The following is a 21,597-nucleotide window of genomic DNA, read 5'->3' on the forward strand; positions in this document are numbered from 1 at the left end:
GATCACCCGGCGGTCATCGACACGTTCAATTCCACGGCTATTGGTCGGCAAGAGAGGTGCGATGATAGCCCATTCTTCGTCGCTCAATTCGTGACGGCGCATGGCAAACTCCTTTCAAGGAGATTGATGGTGTGGAACGGCCCTTCGAACCCGCATCAAGGATGCGTATTGTGAAGACGCCAATCACCACACTATTGAAGGGACCGTTCCATGGAGAAGATTACCACAATCGGTTTTGATTTAGCCAAGTCGATCTTTCAGGTCCATGCCGTAACTGGAGAAGGGAAAGTAGCGGTTCGCCGTTCGTTGAGGCGTTCGCAGGTGCTTGATTTTTTCCGCTCCATCGAGCCTTGCCTCATAGGCATCGAGGCTTGCGGTACCGCCCACTATTGGGCGAACGCGATCGGAGAGTTCGGTCATACGGTTCGTCTGATGCCGCCTGCCTATGTGAAAGCCTACGTGAAAAGAAATAAGACGGACGCCGCAGATGCAGAGGCTATATGTGAGGCGGTGACACGACCGACAATGCGCTTTGTACCCGTCAAAACCGCGGAGGAACAAGCCGCCGGGATGGTTTTGAAGACGCGAGAGCTGCTTGTCCGTCAGCGCAGCCAGATGTCAAATGCCATGCGTTCTCACATGGCCGAACTAGGGATCATTGCCGCAACCGGGATGCCCAGCATCGCCAAGCTCGTCGTCATAGTACGCGACGAAGAAGATCATCGACTTCCCACTTCAGCTCGAGCGGCGCTTTTAGAAATGGGCGATCAAATTGAAATCCTGACAGGAAGGATTGAAAAGCTCGATTGCAAGATTGTCGCCGCAGTGAAGGCTGATGATGCCGCGCGCCGTCTGACAACGATTCCCGGCGTCGGACCCATCATTGCAGCGACTGTCTGCGCTTCAGTTCCAGATCCCGCTGGCTTTCGGACCGGGCGTGATTTGGCGGCCTGGATCGGCATTACACCGCGGGCGAACTCCAGTGGAGGAAAAGAGCGGCTCGGTAAAATATCGAAACGTGGCAACAAGCAGTTGAGGACTTTGTTAGTCGTTGGCGCGACTTCAATCCTGAAGCAGGCTCGAAGAGGCGCGAAACTACCAGCCTGGATCGCCTCTGTGCTGGAGCGGAGGCCCTATAAGGTCGCTGCGGTAGCGCTGGCTAACAAGATAGCGCGTACAATATGGGCGCTTCTTGTCAAAGGAGGGACTTATCAGGCTCCAACGATCATGACGAAGGCATAGACAGAATTCTCGGCGACAGGCGCCGGGATAGCGGCAAGGTACAACAGCGTGATGAACCAACGGAACGCAACCTCAATATCGATCAGACCGTGTGATTCAGGGCGCCGTGGAGCGCGTGAGATTGATTAGGCGATCGACATTGCGGACTTCATCGTGGCCAGCGGGCAATACCGCATCAACAGGCCGAACATATGAATGCACCGTCCAATGGTGAACTACGAGGAAAATACCTTGCTAACCGGGCCGTTCCACATATGAATCACACACCGTCAATAAGATGAACCCTGTTTATGGGGACACTGCCTAAGCGACTGACCGAATAGGAAGTGCCGTATGCGATGAGGTCTTCGACCAATCGCATACGGCACCAAGCTTTAAAGCTGTTGGATCAGTAATCCCAGAAGACGGGGACCCAACGGAAGGCTTCGCCGTCTGTCGCCACTCGGCCAACCGATGGAAAAGGCAAGTGCGTCGCAACCAGCTGTTCGCCGGTGTCGGCCAGCTCCCTCAGAAGCTTCAACCGGACCCGGGCGGCCTCCTCCGGGTCGTGCTCGAAGCCATTGTACCAGTCGGGATGATCAAAACCGACCGCGAAGATCGCATCGCCAGCGAATGTCAGCCGGTCGCCGCCCGATGAAAGACGCACGACACTGTGCCCTGGCGTGTGTCCGCCTGTACGGTAAATGACGATCCCCGGTGCGACTTCATACTCATCTTCGAACGAGTTGATGAGGTCTCGATATTCTGCAGCGAACTTCTTGGCTGCGGCGCGGAGTGCGTCAGGAAACCCCTGCGGCATATTCACATGCGTGAAGTCCGGATTTTCCCAGAAGTTGAGTTCGGCAGCCGCAACGTGAATTCGAAGATCGGAACGCAGCCGTTCCTTGACACCTTCCACGAGGAGCCCGCCGACATGATCCATGTGCATATGAGTGATGATGATGTCGGTGACGGATCCGAGATCGACACCGGCCGCTTCGAGCCGCCTGACCACCTGCCCGGCCCTCGGCAGGTTCAGATCCGGGTCAAGTCCAAGACCGACGTCGATGAGTATCGTCTGCTCGCCGTGGCGGACGAGAACGACGTTCAACGACCAGTCGAACGCGTCCTGGGGCAGGAACATTTCGCCAAGCCAGGCCGCACGCTCGGACGCTTGCGCATTGTGCCCCAGCATCTTTGTGGGAAGCGGAAGAACGCCGTCGCTGATGACCAGCACTTCGATCTCACCGATCTGAACGGCGTAACGCGACGGAACGAGTTCTTCCGTTCTAACTTGATCGGCGCGTAAAGCGTTAACTGCGCTCATGCTTGTCTCCTATTGATCTAGAATACGTGGAATTTTCACAGTGCTTCGTCGTGGAGTGCTCCCGTATTGCGATGTCTGAGCATCCGGGATGACGAGCCTGCGCATCAGATTGTAGGTTCGTGCCCGCCGGCGGTCGATTAGGCCCTCTACGAGGGCGGCCTAGCCATTGGGCTATAGCGAGTATGCATTCCGCTTAGACTATCACCGTAAGTGCCAGTGCGCGGTGAGCTGAGGGCACTCTCGCCAGGATTTAGCTATGCGTTGCCAGCGCTCTTCGGATCGACTCCAGCAAGGCGTGACCATCGAAGGGCTTTCGCAAGATCTTCTCAGCGCGGGATGATTTTCGATCCGACTTCTCGTGCCTGCCGCTTATTAGAAATATTGAAATGTGAGGATGTTTTTCCTCGACACAGGCCTGCAATTCGAAACCGTCCATATCCGGCATGCCGATATCGGTGATCAGAACGTTGATCTCGTTAAGACCGGCAGCCAGAAACGCAGCGGCAGACGAGAAGGTCCGTGGGGTAAACCCGGCTGATTCCAGGAGCTCTTGGAGAGACTCAAGCACTTGTGGATCATCATCGACAACTGCAATCACTGCCGCGCGTTGGTTCATATTCTCCTCCATAGACCGCGGCATGCCCCGTATTCGCTATCGACCGGTCTGCTATCCAATTGAAACTGTTTGCGATGCAAGGTTCGGGGCGAGCAATAAGAACGCACTGAACGCTTGCAGTTAACCGATGGGATCCAGTGCGGCTCGCAAGGTGAAAATGAAGATCGCGCCCTGGGGTTCATTTTTTTCAGTCCACAATTGGCCGCCGTGTGCTTCGACAATCGAACGAGAGATCGAAAGACCCATCCCCATCCCTTGGTCCTTGGTCGTGAAAAAGGGTTCGAAGATCTTGGTTGGAAATTGAACGCCTCGACCGCAATCGCTGACGGACACTTGAACCAAATCCGCGTTTCGCCGAACCTTCACCGTCACTGTTTTTCTATTCGACACGGAGGTCATTGCATCCATTGCATTACGGACGAGGTTCATGACGACCTGCTGGATTTGGACGCGGTCGAAGGGGGCAAGTATCAGGCCGACTTCTAGATCGATCTCAATACGTATACCGCGACGCGAAGCTTCGGAGGCCAAAAGATCTCGAATTTCGAAGATAATCTTGTCGAGGGAAGTGCTGTCTCGCGTATCTCTATCCTGCTTGAACAGAGCGCGGATACGGCTGACCACATCGGCGGCCGAGTTAGCGCTGTGAATGATGCGATCGACCGTTTTTTTTGCTCTTTCGATGTTCGGCGGGTCCATCGTCATCCAGCGCTGGCAGGCATTCGAATAGTTCATCACTGCAGCCAGTGGCTGATTGACCTCATGCGCGATAGACGCAGACAACTCCGCAAGACTTGCAGCCTGGCTGGCGCGCGCCAAGCTGTCCTGCGCCATGCGGAGGTTTTCCTGGGCCCAGACCTCTCCGTCGATGTCGAGGCAAATCACATTCCATTGGACGATGTCTCCCGCATCGTTCCGCATCGGAGCTGCTCGGGTCTCTACCCACCGATATTCTCCATCATGTCGTCGCAGCCGATGTCGCCGGGCATATGGCTCGCCCGTCGTCAGGCAATGATGATATTGTTCCTTGACGCCAGCGACATCGTCAGGATGCACACCTGAATCGAGAGTTCCATCGAGGCGGGTTTTCCCGCTGCCATCCAGCGCATCGAGATTGTAACCCAAGAACTCTCTAAGCTGTTGGCTGCGGTAGAGCGGCTCTCCGTCCGGCCCCGCACAATCGATCATCGCGGGTAATGTTTCCACCAACTGCCATAGGAAGCGTTCTCGCTCGCGTAGCGCCTCCTGGGCCTTCATCTCTTCCTCAATATCGATCGACGCAATATACCATTGAACGATTGCGCCATCTTTTCCTTTCAACGGTTGCGCCCGCGCCTCGATCCAGCGGTAGCTTCCATCCGTCAATATCCGGCGAAAACGGTTGATGAACGGCTCACCAGTTACAAACCCGTGCTTGGCCTTGGCGAACATGACAGGAAGGTCGTCTGGATGAACGACTTCCCGGGCCAGGGCATCAAAGTCTTTGACATGAGGAGACGGCGTCCCTGCCTGACTCAAGTACCGTTGGCTCGCATAGGTCATTCGACCTGAAGGCGAGAAGCTCAATACGTTGAACGGAACAGCCTCTAGCATTTGCTCCAACTGTTGCTTGCTTTGGTGAAGCGCCTTATCCGATCGAACCTGATCTTCGATGTCCTGGGATAGCCCGTACCACTGGATAATCTTGCCGTCGTCGCCGCGAAGCGCTTCCGCCCGTCCTGCGACCCAACGATAAATGCCATCCTTCCCGCGGAGGCGGTATTTTAAGGAAAATGGGTCGCCAGTTTTAAACGAGTGCTGAAGAGTCGCGGCGAAAGCTTCCGCGTCTTCAGGGTGGACCAAGGCTTCGATGAATGCAGAAAGCCCCTTTTTCTCCGAAGTGTCATAGTCACCGACGTCCAGTCCGAAGAAATCGACGACCCGTTGGCTGAAGAATACCGGATCACCTTCCGCACTTAGTCGCCACAAGTAACTCGGCACCATGTTGACAAGCTGTGAGAACTCCCGCTCCCGGTTCCGAAACGTTTCGACGCTGTCCTCTAATGTGCGTAAAGCGAGCTGATGCTCTCTTGAAACGGCGGCGACCACGAGTGCCGAAAAGGCTGAAATCGCCAGGAAGAGCTGGAGCATGACCTGCCGATGCTTCTCCGTCAGTTGATCGTCGATGACCTGGTCGCTGTTCGATACGGTGAATAGAACCGTGAACACCGCGAGTATGGCGAGTGCCACGGCGGCGCCTTTGAATTCGAAGCGGACTGCAGCCCAGAGCAAGGGCGGCATGATGATGTAGGCGAATGGAAGATAGCCGCTCAGTGTCAATGCGGCGAGAGCGAGAAGAACGAGGCACAGCGCACCAGCTTCTATCAGACGTTGGATCGAAATCCGGTTGGCATCTCGCCAGCTCTGAAAAACCACCAGCGCAAGCGGAGCAACGATCAGCACTCCGGTCGCGTCTCCAATCCACCAAAGCGGCCAAGCCGTAGTAAAAGATTGCGACTGAATGTCGAACCATGCAAGAGCTGCGCTTCCAACCGTCGCGCTGATGATCGGCGCCACCCCTCCTCCGAAAACGATAAGGGTCACGACCTCCTTCAACGTCTCAAATCGGTGGCCTCGCCCGGCGACGCGATGCACAATCCAGGCCCCGCTCATCGCCGCCAGCGCGTTGCCTATGTACATCACAGCTGCAGCGACAAACGGGCTATGAAACCACAAAGCGTTCGCAGCGAGTTCGGCGCCTGCGCCCGATACAATCCACCACGGCCACGTACCTTTCCCCGCAAACAGGAGTGTTGCGATAAAGAGGCCGCCGGGCGGCCATACTGAGATGCCCGTGCCTGGCACGACCGCCAGCATTTGAGCAAACCCACAGCCAAGGAGATAGGCGAAAAAGAATAATCCTAGATACCGTGCATCCGGTGATCGGGACAGGAAAGGCTTTATTGCCTCGACCATCCGCCGAGACAATGTACCGTCGTTCAAGGGCCCACCAATATCCAAGACCAACGCTCCCCTTCAGCCAGAACATCAAGGTCCGGTGACAATCGGACTTGATCAGTGTTCAACGGCTAGAGGGAAATGATAGCTTGAAAAAATCGATGGCGAACCTGTTCCGAAGGCTAGGTTTTGATTAGTTGGTGAAGATTGTACGGATCGATCTCAGAAGAGCGTGCGGCGTATGATCATCTTTCGCATCTGCATGAGCGACGCGCCGGGCTTCTTCCTCATGCATCACCAGCCTTGCAGCAATCTCGTTGGCCAGTTCAGGCCGGCTTCTGAACAGATCTGAGAGATCATCGCGACTAATCTCCCATATTTTCACGGCGGATATAGCCGTAAGGCTGCAGTCCTTTAGTGATGATGACAAGCTCGCGTCGCCATAGAAATCACCCGGTGAAAGGCGTCTTTGCTCCAATCCATCATGCATCACCGCGACGACACCGGAATCAATCACGAAAATCGAGGAAGGTTGCTTGCCCTGGGGCATTATCGAGGCGCCCTGTGCAAAGACCCGCGATCTGACAGACTGGGCAAGCAGATCCTTGTCTGCCCTGGCGAGTGTTGCGAATATTGTATTTTGGTCGATGAGCTCGATGAACCGCTCTTCGGCGGGCTGGTGCGGATCGGCTCCGCTTGTTGTATCCGCGAAAAGCAAAGAAGACGCGGACGGTGCGAGTTGCAGGCCGGCCGCCCTACAATGCCGATGAAGCAGATCGATGATCTCGTTTCGAGCTTTTGCCATCCGCATAGGATCCTTAACACGTGCATAGATGTCCGCGTCGACGGCATTGGCATCGATACTTTTCAGGGCGACCATCGGCGCCGGATCTTTGATAATCAAGTTGCAGCCGGCCAGAGCAGTGTTAAGTACAGCCTCGATCGCCGAGGGTGTTCTTGTCGGCTTGATCCTCACATTCAATTGCAGAAGATGCGTCTCTGTCGGCCGGCTGACATTAGTGAGGCCGAGCTTGGCCAGTGCACTATTCGGCAAAACGACGACATTATTGGCTATCGTCAATATTTGTGTCGAGCGCCACGTGCTGGCGACCACTCGCCCCTCCATGCCGTCGTTAAGGCGTATCCAGTCTCCGAGTGCAAATGTGCGACCAAGCGTTAGAGCGATGCCGGAGAAAACGTCGCCCAAAGTGTTTTGCAGAGCAAGCCCGAGCGCGATGGCAATTACACCGGAGGTCGCGATCAAGGTTCCAACCGGCAACCGAAATACGAATGCGAGAGCCGATAGCGTGACGCACAAATAGACGCCGCCGACAACAATGTCTTGGAGAAGCCGCGCTTCACGCGGCCGGCCTTCGAGCACGAGATAAATGCGCACAAATCCGATGACGGCCCAGGAGAGGTGCAACCACCATAGCATCTGCCCAAGAATGACGAAAAACGTATGCTCATCACCCGATTGAAAACCACCTGATTGACCAAGCGGGATCCGCCCGAAAACAAGGACCGATGTCATGGCGCCGAAAAATACGATTTGCACGACGAGCCGCAGGTTCGAGCGGGCCGGACCAATAAGCTTCCAGACGATCATTCCGGCAATGCCGAGAATGATAAGCCATGCAACAGGATCGCTGGCCAGATCACCATATTGAACTTGTGGCATATCGATTTTTCCCCGAACCTGTAGTGGATTGCTGAATGGGTGTCGTGCTTGTGTTAAATCCGGGGCGCTACACTGGCAAAGGAGCCGTCAGTAGCCGATCCCGGCGATATAATTCTCCATCATTTTCTCCTGCAGCTGCTCTTGTTCGTAGAGCACTTTCAGAACATCCCGCATATCGAGTACTCCGAGAGGTTTAGCCTCGGCGCTGAGAACCGGCATGTTTTGGAGGCGATTACTGATCATGACTTGCCAGGCCGCCTGCAGATCATCCGCCGGATGACAGGCAATGATTTTGGGGCTCATGAGCTCTTCGACCGAGTTCGACCGTCCGTGATCGGCAATGTGACGGATGAGATCGGATTTGCTGAGCACACCCTTTGCTCTGCCATCGGGTGAGCAGACAATCGCGAGCCCGATGCCGGGAATGGTGAGAGTTGCAGCGGCGTTATGCACCGTGGCCGCTACATCTATAATCTTCAAGCGAGCCGAGATCATCGGGTAGAGTTTTTCGATGCGCATCGCATTCTCCTGACGAGACCGCGCAGCTGCCGGATCCGTCTTCTATTGCGAAATGTCAACCGGAGTGGCGCGGCGGCAGCACCACTCCGGTTAGCCGGCGATCGTCGTGCTCAATGCGGGACAATCACCGAAATCGCCCGCGGGCTGCGCCGCGCGGACGGATTGTTGGCAAACTTACTTCTCGTAGTTCGTGAGATTGGTTTCGGACGTATCGACCACGAAGACCGCCAGAAGACGCGCACGTTCGGTCTTGCTTGCGTTTTCGCTAACCGCGTGGTGATCGCCCGGGTATTCAGAAAAGTTCTCGCCCGCATGGTAGACTGTGACGGGCCCGCCGTTGACCTGGCTGGTGATCGCACCTTCCAGGACAGTCGCATAGATGAAAGCCGAGTCCGGATGGGTGTGTGCTGGAGAGGAGCCACCGGGTGCATATTCGACGAGCACACCCTTCAAGCTTTTTCCCGGAACATTCGGAAGCGGTTGGTCATATACGACCTTCACATCCTCGCCTACAGCGTCATGGGCTGCAACAGATGCGGCCAACGACAGCACGCATGCACTCGCGCAGATGAGCAGTTTCAACATGGTCAGTTTCCTTATTCGTGAGAAGTCCGTCTGGACGATTTCGGTGCCAAGCGGACCTGAGACAGAGCCACTTACTTTTGCTGTGCCGAGTTAGATTTCAGCCAGTCCTCGAAGCGGATATCGCCGAGATGAGCGCCGGCATCCGGTACCAGCGTCCGGTCGTCGATCTCGACTTCGAAGTAGCGGGCCGTCGGATCAGCCGTGACAGTGCGTGGATCGTTTGTCGCCTTCAGATACAGCGCAATGAACTCGTTCATCGGTCCGCGGTCCGGGCCGGCGATCTCGGTGATGGAGTTCATCGGTTGGCCGACCGCGACCTTTGCCATCGCGTCCGCTACGTTGTCAGCCGCGATGGGCTGGAATGCGCCTGTCGGTGCCCGAACGATCGAGCCCTCGGTTGCAGACTGTGCGATAGCACCGACAAACTCGAAGAACTGGGTCGCATGAACGATCGTGAAAGGGATGCCGGATTTCTGGATATGCTCTTCCTGGAGGAGCTTTGCACGAAAATAGCCCATTGCCTGCATCCGGTCGGTGCCAACAACCGACAATGCAACATGATGGCGCACCCCGGCCTTCTTTTCCGCCGCAAAGAGATTGCGCCCTGCCGCTTCGAAAAAGTCCATTGCTGCCTTTTCCTCGAACGAGGGAGAGTTTGCCAGATCAATCACGACCTCTGCTCCGGCAAGAGCTTCATCCAAGCCCTCTCCGGTAACGGTGTTCACGCCGGAATTCGGCGAGGCGGCGAGGACGTCGTGTCCCAGCTTGGAAAGCCTTGCGACGGCCTTAGAGCCGATAAGCCCTGTGCCTCCGATGACGACGATTTTCATGTAGGATCTCCTTGTTAGAGTCGTGTGAATGATATTCAGTTGGAGCCGTGGACAGGCGTGGCCTCTTGGCTCTCTCGCGCTGCTTGCTCGATAATCGAGACCACTTCCTTCGGCCTCGACACAATCAGAGCGTGCGAGGCGCCGTCGAGTACGACAGTTTTCCGGGCATGGGCGCGTTTCGCCATGAAGCTCATGACCGCTGGCGGAATGCAGAGGTCGCGCGCACCGTAGATCGCGTAGGACGGCAGCAGCTTCCAGGATGCTCTCTTCGTCGGCTCAGCCAGTGCGGCTTCGGTAACCGGTCGTTGCGTGACCGCCATCTGTTCGGAAATCGGCTGGGGAACGTCTGCCGCGAATTGATCGTGGAACAGGTCGGGTCGGATATAGAGATCCCGGTTCCCATCCGGCAATGCAACGGTGTTCAGCGTCTTTGGCAGCGTACTTCCTGGAAATTTCGAAGAAAGGCTGCTGCTCGATTCTCCTACGTCGGGTGCGAAGGCTGCGACGTAGACGAGCGCCTTGACGTTAGGGCTGTCGTTCGCAGCCTCGGTGATGACTGGCCCTCCGTAGGAATGACCGACGAGAATGACCGGCCCCGGCACTGAACGCAGATAACTTGCGACAGCTGCGCCATCGTTGACGACGCCACGTAGCGGGTTGGCCGTAGCAATGGTTTTATACCCATCCTTGTTCAGCTCATCGATGACGTGGTTCCAGCTCGACGATTCTGCGAATGCGCCGTGTACGAGCACGATCGTCGGCTTGGGTGAAGCATCCCCGGCAAAACCGAAGGCGCACGCCGCAACACTCATTACAATGCTGAGTAAAAGAGTTTTGATCGCGTTCCGCATCTGCTTCTCCCATCGAACGTTTTCGCTGAGGGGAGATTGCGCGATAATGCTCCTTCGGCATATCGAGCCTTGGACGAGGTCATATAGTCCCAAAGGCGAGGTCGCGCACCTCGTATGAATTGAACATCCCGCACCATAGTGAGTGAAGCATCGCGGCACGTCAGGGAGGCTTACACGGTCGGCAGCTATAGAAGGATTTCTGCTATAATAAACTGAGACAATAGCCAGCGCGCGGGCCGACCGATATCGATCGGCAACCGGCCTGATGTGATCAGGAAAAAATTAGGAAGATAATGGTATTGAAGAGGCGTCCCGTAACGAGGACGGCAAGGCGTCCCAGACTCGGATGAGTTCCCCCACCGAAATGGTCTGCATCTTCCTCATGACGTTGCTACGGTGGAGCTTGACGGTAGCCTCGCTGATGCCCAGATCAAAAGCAATCTGCTTGTTGAGCCGACCAAGCGCTACCTCATAGAGGATCTGCTTTTCACGCGGCGTCAAGGTCGCAAATCGAGATGTGTGCTCATGCGTATTTACCGCAAGCTTGCGTTGCTCGACATCTCGTTTAATCCCAACAACCACTGCATCGAGCAAGGTCTGATCCCGCACGGGTTTGGTGAGAAAATCGACTGCCCCCGCTTTCATCGCCTGCACTGACATGGGAATGTCGCCGTACCCGGTGAGGAACACAATCGGTTTGGTTTTACCCTGCTCGCAAAGCTGGTGCTGGAGGTCAAGGCCGCTTGATCCCGGCATTCGTACATCCAGAACCAGGCAGCCTGGCCGGTCAGGAAGTGCCGCGGTCAGAAGCTCACGTGGCGATGAAAAACAAATCACGTCCAGACCGACGGATTCAATCAACTCCTGCAACGAATTCCGAACGTCCGCATCGTCATCGACAACGATTACCAGCGGGCTATCGGCGATAAGAGCCGCCGCCGTCATTGCCGGTCCCTCCGGCGGGTGTTCATCGCTTTCTTGTCATCATCAGAAACTGGACAATCACTCATGACCCTTCCCCACAAATCCATAGTCAGAATGCCATTTCGTTGGAGGCGGATTGCTTTCGCGCGCAGCACTTCCATTGGCGCGGAGCGCTAATTCAAGGTCGATCCGCCGGGGCCTTTTGAAACGGCTCTGCTTTCTATCCACCGATCGATGTCCTCGTAGAATTCTGCAGGCGCCTTACGGCCAAATTCCTCGGCGATATCGGCTAAAGACTGACTTGCCAAAGCCTCGCGCATCGCTTTCTCTGCACGCAACATCACGGCATGGATTGCACAAACGCCTTTTGTTGCCCAACGCGGAGGCTTCCCGTCAAAGGCCGCACAGCGACCGCGAATCTCCTGACAGTCGAAAAGAGGTTTTTTTCCCTCGATCGCATCCACGACCTCCAGCACACTGATCTGATCAGGCGATCTAGCTAGCCGGTACCCCCCCTTCACCCCCTCAAATGCGGCTACGATGCCGGCACGCTCAAGCTTCGGGAAGGTTTTCGCCAGAAAACTGGGAGAAATTCCTTGTAAGTCAGCGAGATCCCGGCTGCTGAGAGGCTTGTCTGGGGATCCCATCAGCCACATCAGGCAATGCAAACCGTATTCAACTCCAACCGTCATATGAGCCATAACGCGGACTATATTTGTCCGCGTTCATTTTGGCAAGTGTCAAGTTGCCGTCTCACTTTTAGCTATCTGCACTCAAGGTTGAAATCATGTGATCCCGTAGGCTGGCAGGGTCATAGTAATCCGTGTGCCGACACCAGGCTCGCTTTCAAGCTGGATGTCGCCATCCGCCGCCTGCACGAAAGTTTTAACGGCGGACAGCCCATAGCCGCCGTCGCGCGATGACCGTGTTGTGAACAAAGGTGTGAAAGCCCGCTCGAGCGTTTCCCGCGTCATACCCAGACCATCATCGGCGACTACGATTTCAACGCCAGCGACGCCAGCCGCAACTAGCGCCCGTGCAGCTAGCAGTATCGTGCCGCCGTCCGGCATCGCATCACGCGCGTTGACAATCAGGTTCAAAAGCACCGTCTGGAAACCAATCACATTGCATGCCAAGCGAGGCAGGTTTGGCTCTGCCTGAACTTCGAAATGAATTTCGGGCTCCCAGATTTTTTCAAGCAAGGCTTTCAAATCGAACAAGCAAGTTCCCACACAAACACTATCGATCGGCGTATAGCCACCGCGAGCCGATCGAAGAGACTGGCGAACGAGACCGCCGGCACGTTCCAGCGACGCCTGAGCGCTCAAAATGATTTGCGAAGCCCGCTTATCGCGAGAAATGCAGCGACTACGCGACAAAATATTGAAAGCGGATGTCGCGACCTGAATTAGATTGCCGAGATCGTGGATGACGGCTGCCATAGGCTCGTGGACAGCGTGTGTTTCATACGCGGCATTTGCCGAAAGCGTCGGCCGAGGCTCTGCAGGCGAGACTGGCTCTGATTGCAGCATTTTGTCCTCCGGATCTACTGTGATGGCTCGTTACATACGGAACTGCTCCGAAGCCTAGAGGAAAAGACGCTTTGTATCGACCTCGCAATCGACCCAAGCAGACCATACGGAAGGCTAGGTTCCCTACCGCTTTCGATGTTGCCCAGCACGGACCTACCGATAGGGGCTATCGTGCCTAGCAATTTGGTGAGGTGGCGCACTCCTTAGGAGGATGAGGCCCTACGCCCGTCCAGATGGGCGATGACGTCAAAGCAATGCATCATCCTGCAACCCACCAATCGCCATATCCGACGGCGCAGGCTCGTGAGTTCCATATGAAATTGCTGCTAACACTCATTCTCATACTTTGCTCGAACCCAATCGCTGAGGCCACGGTGACCATTTCCAAACTCGATGATGAGCGGGCAAGTACGTTTGAGCAGCCGACGATGCCTACATCTTCGACATCAAACCTTTTCTCTCAAGCCGCTCCCGCACCTGACGAAGATGCAGCTGTTGGTATCGTAAGCTGGGAGAAGCGTACGCGGGCCAGGATACACGCGGTTCTTTTAGCAATTAGCCTCATTCCGCACGAGGCGCGCCGCGCGCTAGAAATCCTTGTAAGTGACGTGACGGAAAATGGTTATTTGCCAGTCTCCGCTGCCTTCGCCCTGCTGGTTGCCGCAGGCGCGGCGGCGGAGCGATCAGTACGTCGGAACCGGCTGAATCACTGGGATGGACTGGAGCAATACCTCCCATCACTTGTCCTCTCGGTGCTCATTGCACCACTCTATTTTATCGTGAATCTTCCGCTCTCCGTCCGTCTCATTGCTGGCTCATATCTCCTTTTATTCGTGGCCTACCGCTTTGCTTCAGCCTTGGTTGACCATGTAGCGCTTTACCCAGTCCGCCGGAAACTCAAGACCGTGATCGGCTTGTCGCTGTTTACCGCCGCCGCAATTGTGGTAGGCGACGTGCTGCTTATCGATCCGGACGTAATCACAGCGATCGAGGTCCTGGCTTCCTGTGTGATATTGATGCTCGTCATGAGGTTGACCTGGACCACGGCAGGTCGCGATGCGGCCGTGAACACGGCGCTATCACTCTATACCGTGGGCGCTTGGCTCCTTTGGTGTTTGGATGCGCGCGCGTTTTTCTGGTTGAGCGTATATCCAGCGCTACTTCCACCAATCCTGCGCTCGATTACGCGTGTCGTGCAGGACGTCGCCTGTAGAAAGCTTCATATTCCGGTTTCAAACAGCCGGACGATCTTGCTTGTGCGCGGAGGGAGGGCATTCGTTCTAGCGTTGGCTCTTGCATGGCTCGCGTTTGTCTGGGAGACCGACATCAATTTCCCGGGTCACGATATCCCACTAGTTCATCGCGCCCTTTACGGTCTCGTGCGGGGAGCGCTCGTGCTTCTCGTCGCTGACATTATCTGGCACCTCGCCAAGGTCGCCATAGATCGAATGCTCGCCCAGCAAAGCCTGTCGTCGGCTGAACCGCACGAAAATGGTGAAATTGAGCATTCCACGCGTCTGCAAACGTTACTCCCGATCCTACGAAACGTGCTCGCCGTCGTCATTTTTGTCGTTTCGGGCCTGACGATCCTCGGACAGATCGGCGTCGATATCGGGCCGCTTGTCGCAGGAGCGGGTATTATCGGAGTGGCAATAGGCTTTGGATCACAAGCGCTGGTACGCGACATTATAAGTGGCTTTTTCTATTTGTTCGACGATGCTTTCCGGGTCGGCGAATACATACAGGCGAAGGATTATCGAGGGACCGTCGAGGGTTTCAGCCTCCGCTCTGTCAAGCTAAGGCATCATCGAGGTCCGATTTTCACTGTTCCCTTTGGAGAGCTGGGGGCCGTGGAGAACATGAGCCGCGACTGGTCCAAGACCAAAATACTGGTCACCGTTCCTTATGACACGGATCTCGAAAAAGTTCGCAAGATCGGAAAGGCTATTGGCCAGGCGTTGCTCGCGGACCCGGAAGTGGGCCGTTTCTTCCTCGAGCCACTAAAGCTAAAGGGTGTCGAAGATTTTGCCGAGTATGGAATCGTGATCAGCTTCGCGATGATCACCGTGCCAACCGCCCAACAGAGCTTCATCAAACGCACAGCCTACGCATCGCTCCGGAAAGCCTTCCAGGAAAATGGGGTGACTTTTGCCCAGCCGACAGTCAACATCGGCGGAAAGGATTCTCCGGATCTCATAGCTGCCAGTTGGGAACACCAGCGAGCAAAAGCATCAGGCCAAGCGAACGGCTAAAGTTGTCGACTAATGCAGTAGAACGTTTCTTCCGCCTTGATGAGATCCGAACCAGCGACCTGTTATTCGCTCTCGCTAATCACTTGATACCTCGACGCCGGTGTGTTGGCAAATGGCGCCGACACTACCGGAACCTATGTCGTCGTCCCCTGATGTTTGTTTCAATCTCGTGTCTCCCGCGGTCTTTCCGAGCAGCTTCACAGGGCCAAATTTGCTTCGAAGTGAGAATTAAGGTCGCGATGAAAACGCCGGCCGGTGGCCATATGGCGACCGTAATTTCCGGCACGATTGCCAGCGCGTCGGCAAATCCACATCCCAGGACATACGCGAGGAAGAATAGTCCCAGGTGCAGAAAGCTGGGGCGGCACGACCATACGGACATCATCTGCTGCTCCTCGCGGACTAAGGAAGCATTATGCGCCGCATATTCGATATAACACATGTTCGTACGGCTTGGCAGATGGATCCAATGGAAGTGATGCACGAATGGCAAGCGTACCCTCGTGCAGACGGCGACATATGTAGACGAAGGCCGCCAAATCGGTACTCAGTACGTTAGCGAGCGCGGATTCCATTCAAAAAAACATCAACCGCAGACATGACGATTCTCGAGATTTCCTCATCGGAAGGAGGCTCGCGCAGTCCAAGTACGACCTGCAGATGTGTGTTGTCCCGGAGCATGGCGACGAAGTGACCGGCGGCACCGGCACAGTCATCCACCTTGACATCCCCGCGATCGCGCGCGCGCACTAGCACCTCAGCCAATTGCGAAGCTGCTCGACCGGGCCCCTGGTCATAAAGGGATCGGGCGAGGTCCGGAAAACGGCTAGCTTCAGTTACGGCTATGCGGTAGACGGCGACCACGGTCGACGTCATGTAGATCTTCATCAGACGCTGCCCGAACGAGATGAGCGTGTCATGTAAACTACGACCACTTGTCTCCTCGAGCGAAAGGCTGGACAATGCGATGTCCGCGTTGCTCGTGACGATAGCCGTGAACAATCCCTCCTTGCTGCCGAACTCGGTATAGATGTTTCTCTTGGAACCGCCTGCCCGTTCGATGATCGCATCGATACTTGTCGCGGAATAACCCTGTTCGAAGAAGACTTCAGCAGCCGCTTGCAGCAGTGCCTCCCTACGGCCAGATGAGCGGCGAGAGTCCAAGGGTATCATGTGATGCTACTCCAATTCCATTAGATTGCGTGGTAACCATCATTACCGCGTCTGTCAAATGACGCGCTTTGCTTCAACGGGTACTGACTACTTGGTCAAAAGCCCGCACCACCTATGCCTCAGTATAGTCACGGTAGACTTAGCTAAGGCTCTCCTCATCCCCAAACCCGATATCGTGCGGTCCCGTTCGACGGCATCATTGGATTGTGCGGATCCGAGCCGGCGGGGAAACGTCTCTCGGTCCTTCCCTGTGGTCATCCACATCAACGACCATTGACTGGTAATTCAAGTTACCATAACGATGGTACTGACCATTACCGGAGGCCACTATGGCTACGACGAAGAAGAAAATGATCGGGACGACCCTGTGCCTCGGCGCCGTCGTACTGGCGGCCGCAGGATGGACCTGGGCCAGTTCCAAGAACCAGACTTACACAGACAATGCCTACATCCGCAGCAACGTGACGACCTTGGCGCCCAAAGTTGCCGGATATGTCACCGTCGTCGAAGTTGAGGACAACCAGTCCGTGGAAGCTGGTGACGTCCTGTTTCGTATCGATGACCGAGACTACCAGGCTCGCTTTGCACAAGCGGTCGCCAACATCGACGCGGCCCAGGCGCGATTGGTGAATGTTGATGCCGAGACGGACTTGCAGCAGGCACTCATTCAGCAGGCCAATGCGCAAAAGCAATCGGCTTCAGCAGAGTTGAACCGGGCGATCAAGGCTTCTGAGCGGCACCGCCAGCTGATAAGAAGCAATATCGTCAGCCAGGCGGACATTGATGAAAGCGATGCGGCTCGCGAACGGGCCGAGGCGGGAGTTACCGCAGCTGCCGCAAGTGTAGTGGCCCAACAGCGGCGAATTGCAGTTCTGTCGACCCAACGCGAGGCAGCGACAGCTGCTGTGGCTCAGGCAAAAGCCGCTCGCGATCTCGCCCAGATCGATCTCGACAATACGGTGGTGAAAGCCCCGATCTCCGGCGTCGTGGGCAACCGTCAGGTTAGAGTCGGCCGGCTGGTGTCGCCAGGCGCTTCACTGCTCGACATCGTCCCGCTGTCTGACCTGTGGATCGTAGCGAATTTCAAGGAAACGCAACTCGAACACATCTACCCGGGTCAACGAGCAGTTATTACCATTGATGGTTATTCCGAGGAAACAATCGAGGGGGTTGTCGACAGCTTTGCGCCTGGTAGCGGGTCCGCGTTCAGCCTCTTTCCCGCTGACAATGCCACTGGCAATTTTGTGCGCGTCGTTCAACGGGTGCCGGTGAAGATCCGCTTCTCCGCTACCAACCCGACTGCGCGCCTCGTCCCTGGCCTATCCGCAAAGGTTAAATTGGTCCAAGGAGCGAGATCGTGACGACGGCACCCGTTGCCATAACTGAGCGCGAGCGCACGACGCCGGGCACCTTGCTCGTCGTTGGCATCGTGCTCGCAGCCCTGACGGAAGCTGTCGCCAGCACCGTTCTTTCGTTAGGTCGCGGCGACATTATCGGCGACACCTACGCCACTCCGGATGAGTTCGCATGGCTCGACATCGGGTATACGGCGGCAAAGCTGATCGGGTTCATCCTGGCGTCATGGTTCATGACACGGATGGAGCCCCGCCGCCTGGTCATAGCAGCGACATTGATCATGGGCGCAGCATGTGGCATCGCCGCCCTCACCAACCGCCTGGAATTGCTTACTGCTCTGCGCGTCTGCCAGGGCATGGCCGGCGGTGTCTTGCTTGTGGCGGGTCAAACGCTGATTTTGGTGAGCTATCCGCGATACCAACAACCTATCTTACAGGCGCTGTTTGCGATGGGTTCCGTTGTTGCTCCTGCGACTATTGCTCCAGCGCTCCAAGGTTGGCTACTTGATAGCTACTCATGGGTGTGGATCTTCCTCGGTGTCGTTCCATTAAGCATCGCCGCGATCGGTTGCTTACTGATAACTGACGGGATTGCGAACCATGAACAAGACCCCTCCCCCTCCCCCTTCGACTGGGCCGGCGTGTCGCTTATCTCGATATCATTTTTCTGTCTTACCTATGTTCTAAGCCAGGGAAGCCGTTGGGACTGGTTCGAACAAACGCACATTGTCTGGTTGACCACCCTCGGCACAGTAACTTTGCTGATATTTCTTGCGCACCAGATGACAGTGGCGAAACGCGGCGTGATCAATTTCACCCCATTCCGCTCGGATGACTTTGCTTTCGCTTTTATCGTGAGTTTCGTAGCGGGGGCTGCATTATTCGGGAGTGCCTACCTAATCCCTTCGTTCGCGGTTGCAGTTCTCGCCTTCACTCCGACAGATGCCGGTCAGCTTCTTTTGCCGAGCGGAGCGGTCTTCATCGTCGCACTTACACTCACAGCCTTGATGATACAGTTTCGGAGGGTACCGCCTTTTGCCACGGTCCCTTTTGGTATTTTGCTTATCATGATGGCGATGTGGATGTTGTCTGGATCAACCAGTGAGAGCGGTGCTGACGACATGATGCTCGCCATTCTCTTACGAGGGTGCGGTCTAGGTTTCCTCTTCCTGTCGATCACTCTTATTGCGTTTACCAACCTTCAGAGGGCGGATATTGCGCTGGGGATAGGCCTGTTCAATACCGGTCGCCAACTCGGCGGGTTGATGGGTGTCGGTGGGCTTCAAACACTGATCGATCACAACATCACCACCAATATCACCGTTCTTGGCTCTCATCTTAGCACCGGCTCTCCCCAGCTTCTAGAACGTCTCGCAACCACCGTTAACTCTCTCACTGATCGTGGTATGGATGCGGCCGCTGCGAGCCGAGCGGCAACGAGCCTTTTGGCGAAGGCCATAGCCGGCCAATCAACAGTGATTGCGTTCGATACTGCGTTTATCGCAGTTGCCGTCTTGTTTGTTGTGGCTGCCCCAGTCCTCGTGGTCATCAAGATCGGTCTTCATCGCCTGATGCAATCCTTCGTTGACCGCCCCGCCATATAGACTCATACTCTAACGCTGCGGCACTGTTGAACTCGAAATCCTGCGGCCAGAGCCCGTCGGATGGGTTCCATCTATCGCACCCGACGATGCTCGATACGCTCTTCGTAATACTCAGCGAGTTACGGGTTCCAAAGTTGCTGTTGCGGCTCGGAACACATAGGTGCCCGGCCCGGCATAATGCGCCGCCGAGGGGTCGTCGATCTGGGTGTGGAATCTGGAATAGAGCGCGACCATCGCCGTGAAACGGGAATGCCGAAATCCATCCGAGGCCGTGAGTTCGGAGATATCAACCACGCGGGCGCCATACCGTTTTGCCGCCGCTTGGACCCGCGGATCGTGTACGTCGTCCGCCCCGACGCGCCTCCCCCCGGTAAAGAACCCGGATACCGCGAGCGCTCCGTCATCCTTTGATACCAGGAGCGTTAACGGACGTTCCAAACGGCCAATAGCCTCAAGCTGCCGGATCATGTCGGCGATGTCGATATCTGGCGCAGCCAACACGACGCTCTCCAGCCTACTAACCGTCTTGCGGCTTTTTCCTCTGCCCATCTCGGCTAGGGTTTCCATCGCAAGCCATCCTCCCATGCTGTGTGCAAGAAGTGCTATTCTGCCCTGTCGTTTACGAACCAGTATCTCGATCGTCTTCGCCAGACCGGGGCCCGATCCCGCTGCCGCTTCTTGATCGGCATTGTAGCTTAGTGTGCTCCCCCGAGATGGCCAAGCGAACAGGACTGCGGTTCGCCTATCGCTAGAGTCCGCGGCGATTTGAGCCAAGCGAAGGACGGTCTCTTGGTAAGTGTTGTTGTATCCATGCACAAAAAGGCGGACAGAACTGTCATGCGTACCGGAAACTGCCTCGGAAAATTCCTTTTCGCTCAGGCGTTCGGACGTCAGCGTGACGAATTCCCGACCGGGATCCGGAGGTACGCTGGGCCACTCTACCACATCCGCTTTGTGCGTCGGCGGGATCGATATCACGTGCTTCATGAAGCGAAGCGTTGGAGATAGCGCGCTGTTGAATGTTTGGGGGGATCCTTCATCTGTGGCTCGGACGGTGGAGACTAAGACGGTAACCCGTCGATATGGAGGATCCGAACCCACACCCCGAGGTTCAGAGATGCATGCACCGAGTGCGAAAACCGCGAATACTGCGAACGCGCGATTGAGGCATTGCAGTCGCTCGGCAGCAGACCCCACGGCCCTTCGCTGCGTCTCAATCGTCACGTTTTCTGTCCTCCTGATCTCTGACCTATTCGGATCTGACGGCGACAATATTCGTATTAATCGTAACGAACCGAAACCGGATCAAGGAAGAAACGGGCCTATGCCAAGGCATAGACGAATCTAGACCTTCGGCCAGTTCAGTATGGCTTTGCCTCAGATCGACCTCAGCCTCTCTAGAAAAGATTAGTCCCTCGTGGTGAGTTGGCACGTGCCGCCGCTCCTCTCATTCTCTCACAACCGTGGCGGCCTACCTTCCAGGCCAACGGAGACATGTAAAGGAGACGAAAAATGAAAAAAGAAGTGCCCAACAAGGGACTGGAATGGACAAACTTGCTGCTCGGGTTTGGACTGGTAAGCGCCGCTTTGATGTCCATGGGCGCACCGGCAGCAGCGTGGAACGCTGGCTTGGTTGGATTGTTGATCGCGGTATGCTCCGCCATGGCACTGAGCCGCTACGGCGACTGGGCGGAGTGGTGCAATCTCACTTTGGCCTGCTGGGTGATCAGTGCGCCATTCTTGCTGGGTTTTGGCTCTGCGGCAGGCGCAATGTGGACTCACGTCCTCATCGGGCTGAGCGTGGCGACCATCGCCATCATGCAGCTGATTGGAAGCGTCAAGGTCCGTAACAACACGCCACCCTCGAGGCGCTTTCCAGCCGAATGAGGTTCAGCATAACTACATCGGCGGAAGCACGATGACTGATGCCGGCACGGATGATCCATGTCCGCTTCGGCTGATCTAAAACAGGAATGGACCGGGATAACGGCACGTGCCCGGTCCGCTTTTCAAGTCAACGAGGCCGAGATGTATTTCTCTTCGTTCGTCTATGTCCTCCTCATCGTGGATACTCTGGGTATCCTGGGCATCATCGTCTGGCACGCGCAGGGCTCAAGACGCCCAACCGCTCGCGTTGTCGTCCAGATCACCTTTTTTGTTTCGACGACATTGGTCATGATGAGTGCTGGG

18 protein-coding genes and 2 pseudogenes are annotated in these 21,597 nt (G+C 55.9%); 5 read left to right on the top strand and 15 right to left on the bottom strand.

The genetic code is table 11. The features are described from left to right. Positions 1 to 102, bottom strand: a pseudogene (locus tag ACI3K0_RS27500) (IS5/IS1182 family transposase); the annotation flags it as partial. A gap of 108 nt (positions 103 to 210) precedes the next feature. On the opposite strand from ACI3K0_RS27500, the gene ACI3K0_RS27505 reads away from it, so the two are divergent. After that, entirely contained in the window at positions 211 to 1,242 is a 1,032-nt protein-coding gene (locus ACI3K0_RS27505; RefSeq protein WP_148148374.1) for an IS110 family transposase, read from the top strand. Positions 1,243 to 1,630: 388 nt separating this feature from the next. Here ACI3K0_RS27505 and ACI3K0_RS27510 read toward each other — a convergent pair whose 3' ends face one another. The 11 genes from ACI3K0_RS27510 to ACI3K0_RS27560 all read right to left on the bottom strand — a co-directional run bounded on the left by ACI3K0_RS27510 (position 1,631) and on the right by ACI3K0_RS27560 (position 13,023). Then, entirely contained in the window at positions 1,631 to 2,548 is a 918-nt protein-coding gene (locus tag ACI3K0_RS27510) for an MBL fold metallo-hydrolase (RefSeq protein ID WP_404946692.1), read from the bottom strand. A gap of 250 nt (positions 2,549 to 2,798) precedes the next feature. Next, positions 2,799 to 3,164, bottom strand: coding sequence for a response regulator (locus ACI3K0_RS27515; protein ID WP_206828761.1), 366 nt, complete (start codon positions 3,162 to 3,164; stop codon positions 2,799 to 2,801). Between the two features lie 120 nt (positions 3,165 to 3,284). After that, positions 3,285 to 6,119 carry an MASE1 domain-containing protein gene (locus ACI3K0_RS27520; RefSeq protein ID WP_206828798.1) on the bottom strand — a complete coding sequence of 945 codons (2,835 nt, stop codon included), beginning with the start codon at positions 6,117 to 6,119 and terminating at the stop codon, positions 3,285 to 3,287. Positions 6,120 to 6,294: 175 nt separating this feature from the next. Then, positions 6,295 to 7,710, bottom strand: a complete 1,416-nt coding sequence (locus ACI3K0_RS27525; protein ID WP_286195073.1) for a mechanosensitive ion channel domain-containing protein — start codon at positions 7,708 to 7,710, stop codon at positions 6,295 to 6,297. A gap of 159 nt (positions 7,711 to 7,869) precedes the next feature. Further along, complete coding sequence (locus ACI3K0_RS27530) at positions 7,870 to 8,301, bottom strand: CBS domain-containing protein (RefSeq protein WP_206828763.1); 432 nt, start codon at positions 8,299 to 8,301, stop codon at positions 7,870 to 7,872. A gap of 174 nt (positions 8,302 to 8,475) precedes the next feature. After that, the gene (locus ACI3K0_RS27535; RefSeq protein WP_206828764.1) at positions 8,476 to 8,886 is read right to left on the bottom strand and encodes a cupin domain-containing protein; all 411 of its coding nucleotides are present in this window, start codon (positions 8,884 to 8,886) and stop codon (positions 8,476 to 8,478) included. A 71-nt stretch (positions 8,887 to 8,957) separates the two neighbouring features. Next, entirely contained in the window at positions 8,958 to 9,716 is a 759-nt protein-coding gene (locus ACI3K0_RS27540; RefSeq protein ID WP_404946693.1) for an SDR family oxidoreductase, read from the bottom strand. Between the two features lie 35 nt (positions 9,717 to 9,751). Further along, the gene (locus ACI3K0_RS27545; RefSeq protein ID WP_206828766.1) at positions 9,752 to 10,567 is read right to left on the bottom strand and encodes an alpha/beta fold hydrolase; all 816 of its coding nucleotides are present in this window, start codon (positions 10,565 to 10,567) and stop codon (positions 9,752 to 9,754) included. Positions 10,568 to 10,849: 282 nt separating this feature from the next. Continuing rightward, positions 10,850 to 11,512, bottom strand: coding sequence for a response regulator transcription factor (locus tag ACI3K0_RS27550; RefSeq protein ID WP_206828767.1), 663 nt, complete (start codon positions 11,510 to 11,512; stop codon positions 10,850 to 10,852). Between the two features lie 152 nt (positions 11,513 to 11,664). Continuing rightward, positions 11,665 to 12,192: an Rrf2 family transcriptional regulator gene (locus ACI3K0_RS27555; protein WP_206828768.1), complete on the bottom strand. Its 528-nt coding sequence runs from the start codon at positions 12,190 to 12,192 to the stop codon at positions 11,665 to 11,667. 84 nt (positions 12,193 to 12,276) lie between these two features. Further along, positions 12,277 to 13,023: a sensor histidine kinase gene (locus tag ACI3K0_RS27560; RefSeq protein ID WP_206828769.1), complete on the bottom strand. Its 747-nt coding sequence runs from the start codon at positions 13,021 to 13,023 to the stop codon at positions 12,277 to 12,279. A gap of 233 nt (positions 13,024 to 13,256) precedes the next feature. Here ACI3K0_RS27560 and ACI3K0_RS27565 point away from each other — a divergent pair, with 233 nt between their 5' ends. After that, positions 13,257 to 15,275 (top strand): mechanosensitive ion channel family protein, encoded by a 2,019-nt coding sequence (locus ACI3K0_RS27565; RefSeq protein WP_404946694.1) that lies wholly within the window; start codon positions 13,257 to 13,259, stop codon positions 15,273 to 15,275. Positions 15,276 to 15,477: 202 nt separating this feature from the next. Here the strand turns inward: ACI3K0_RS27565 and ACI3K0_RS27570 are convergent. Together ACI3K0_RS27570 and ACI3K0_RS27575 are read right to left on the bottom strand one after the other, a co-directional pair. Then, positions 15,478 to 15,660 (bottom strand): annotated as a pseudogene (locus tag ACI3K0_RS27570) (MASE1 domain-containing protein); the annotation flags it as partial. A 170-nt stretch (positions 15,661 to 15,830) separates the two neighbouring features. Further along, entirely contained in the window at positions 15,831 to 16,448 is a 618-nt protein-coding gene (locus ACI3K0_RS27575) for a TetR/AcrR family transcriptional regulator (protein ID WP_206828772.1), read from the bottom strand. A 329-nt stretch (positions 16,449 to 16,777) separates the two neighbouring features. On the opposite strand from ACI3K0_RS27575, the gene ACI3K0_RS27580 reads away from it, so the two are divergent. After that, complete coding sequence (locus ACI3K0_RS27580) at positions 16,778 to 17,809, top strand: HlyD family secretion protein (RefSeq protein WP_404946695.1); 1,032 nt, start codon at positions 16,778 to 16,780, stop codon at positions 17,807 to 17,809. Beyond that, entirely contained in the window at positions 17,806 to 19,407 is a 1,602-nt protein-coding gene (locus ACI3K0_RS27585) for a DHA2 family efflux MFS transporter permease subunit (protein WP_404946696.1), read from the top strand. The genes ACI3K0_RS27580 and ACI3K0_RS27585 overlap by 4 nt, the downstream gene beginning before the upstream one ends. Positions 19,408 to 19,518: 111 nt before the next feature. Here the strand turns inward: ACI3K0_RS27585 and ACI3K0_RS27590 are convergent, their stop codons facing one another. Continuing rightward, a complete protein-coding gene (locus tag ACI3K0_RS27590) occupies positions 19,519 to 20,394 on the bottom strand; it encodes an alpha/beta hydrolase (protein WP_206828775.1) in 876 nt (291 codons plus the stop codon). A 525-nt stretch (positions 20,395 to 20,919) separates the two neighbouring features. Here ACI3K0_RS27590 and ACI3K0_RS27595 point away from each other — a divergent pair. Continuing rightward, positions 20,920 to 21,294, top strand: coding sequence for an SPW repeat protein (locus tag ACI3K0_RS27595; protein ID WP_206828776.1), 375 nt, complete (start codon positions 20,920 to 20,922; stop codon positions 21,292 to 21,294). Positions 21,295 to 21,597: the final 303 nt, after the last annotated feature.

Origin of the sequence: Rhizobium sp. ZW T2_16, assembly GCF_044987325.1 — a bacterium.
GTDB lineage: Bacteria > Pseudomonadota > Alphaproteobacteria > Rhizobiales > Rhizobiaceae > Neorhizobium > Neorhizobium cellulosilyticum.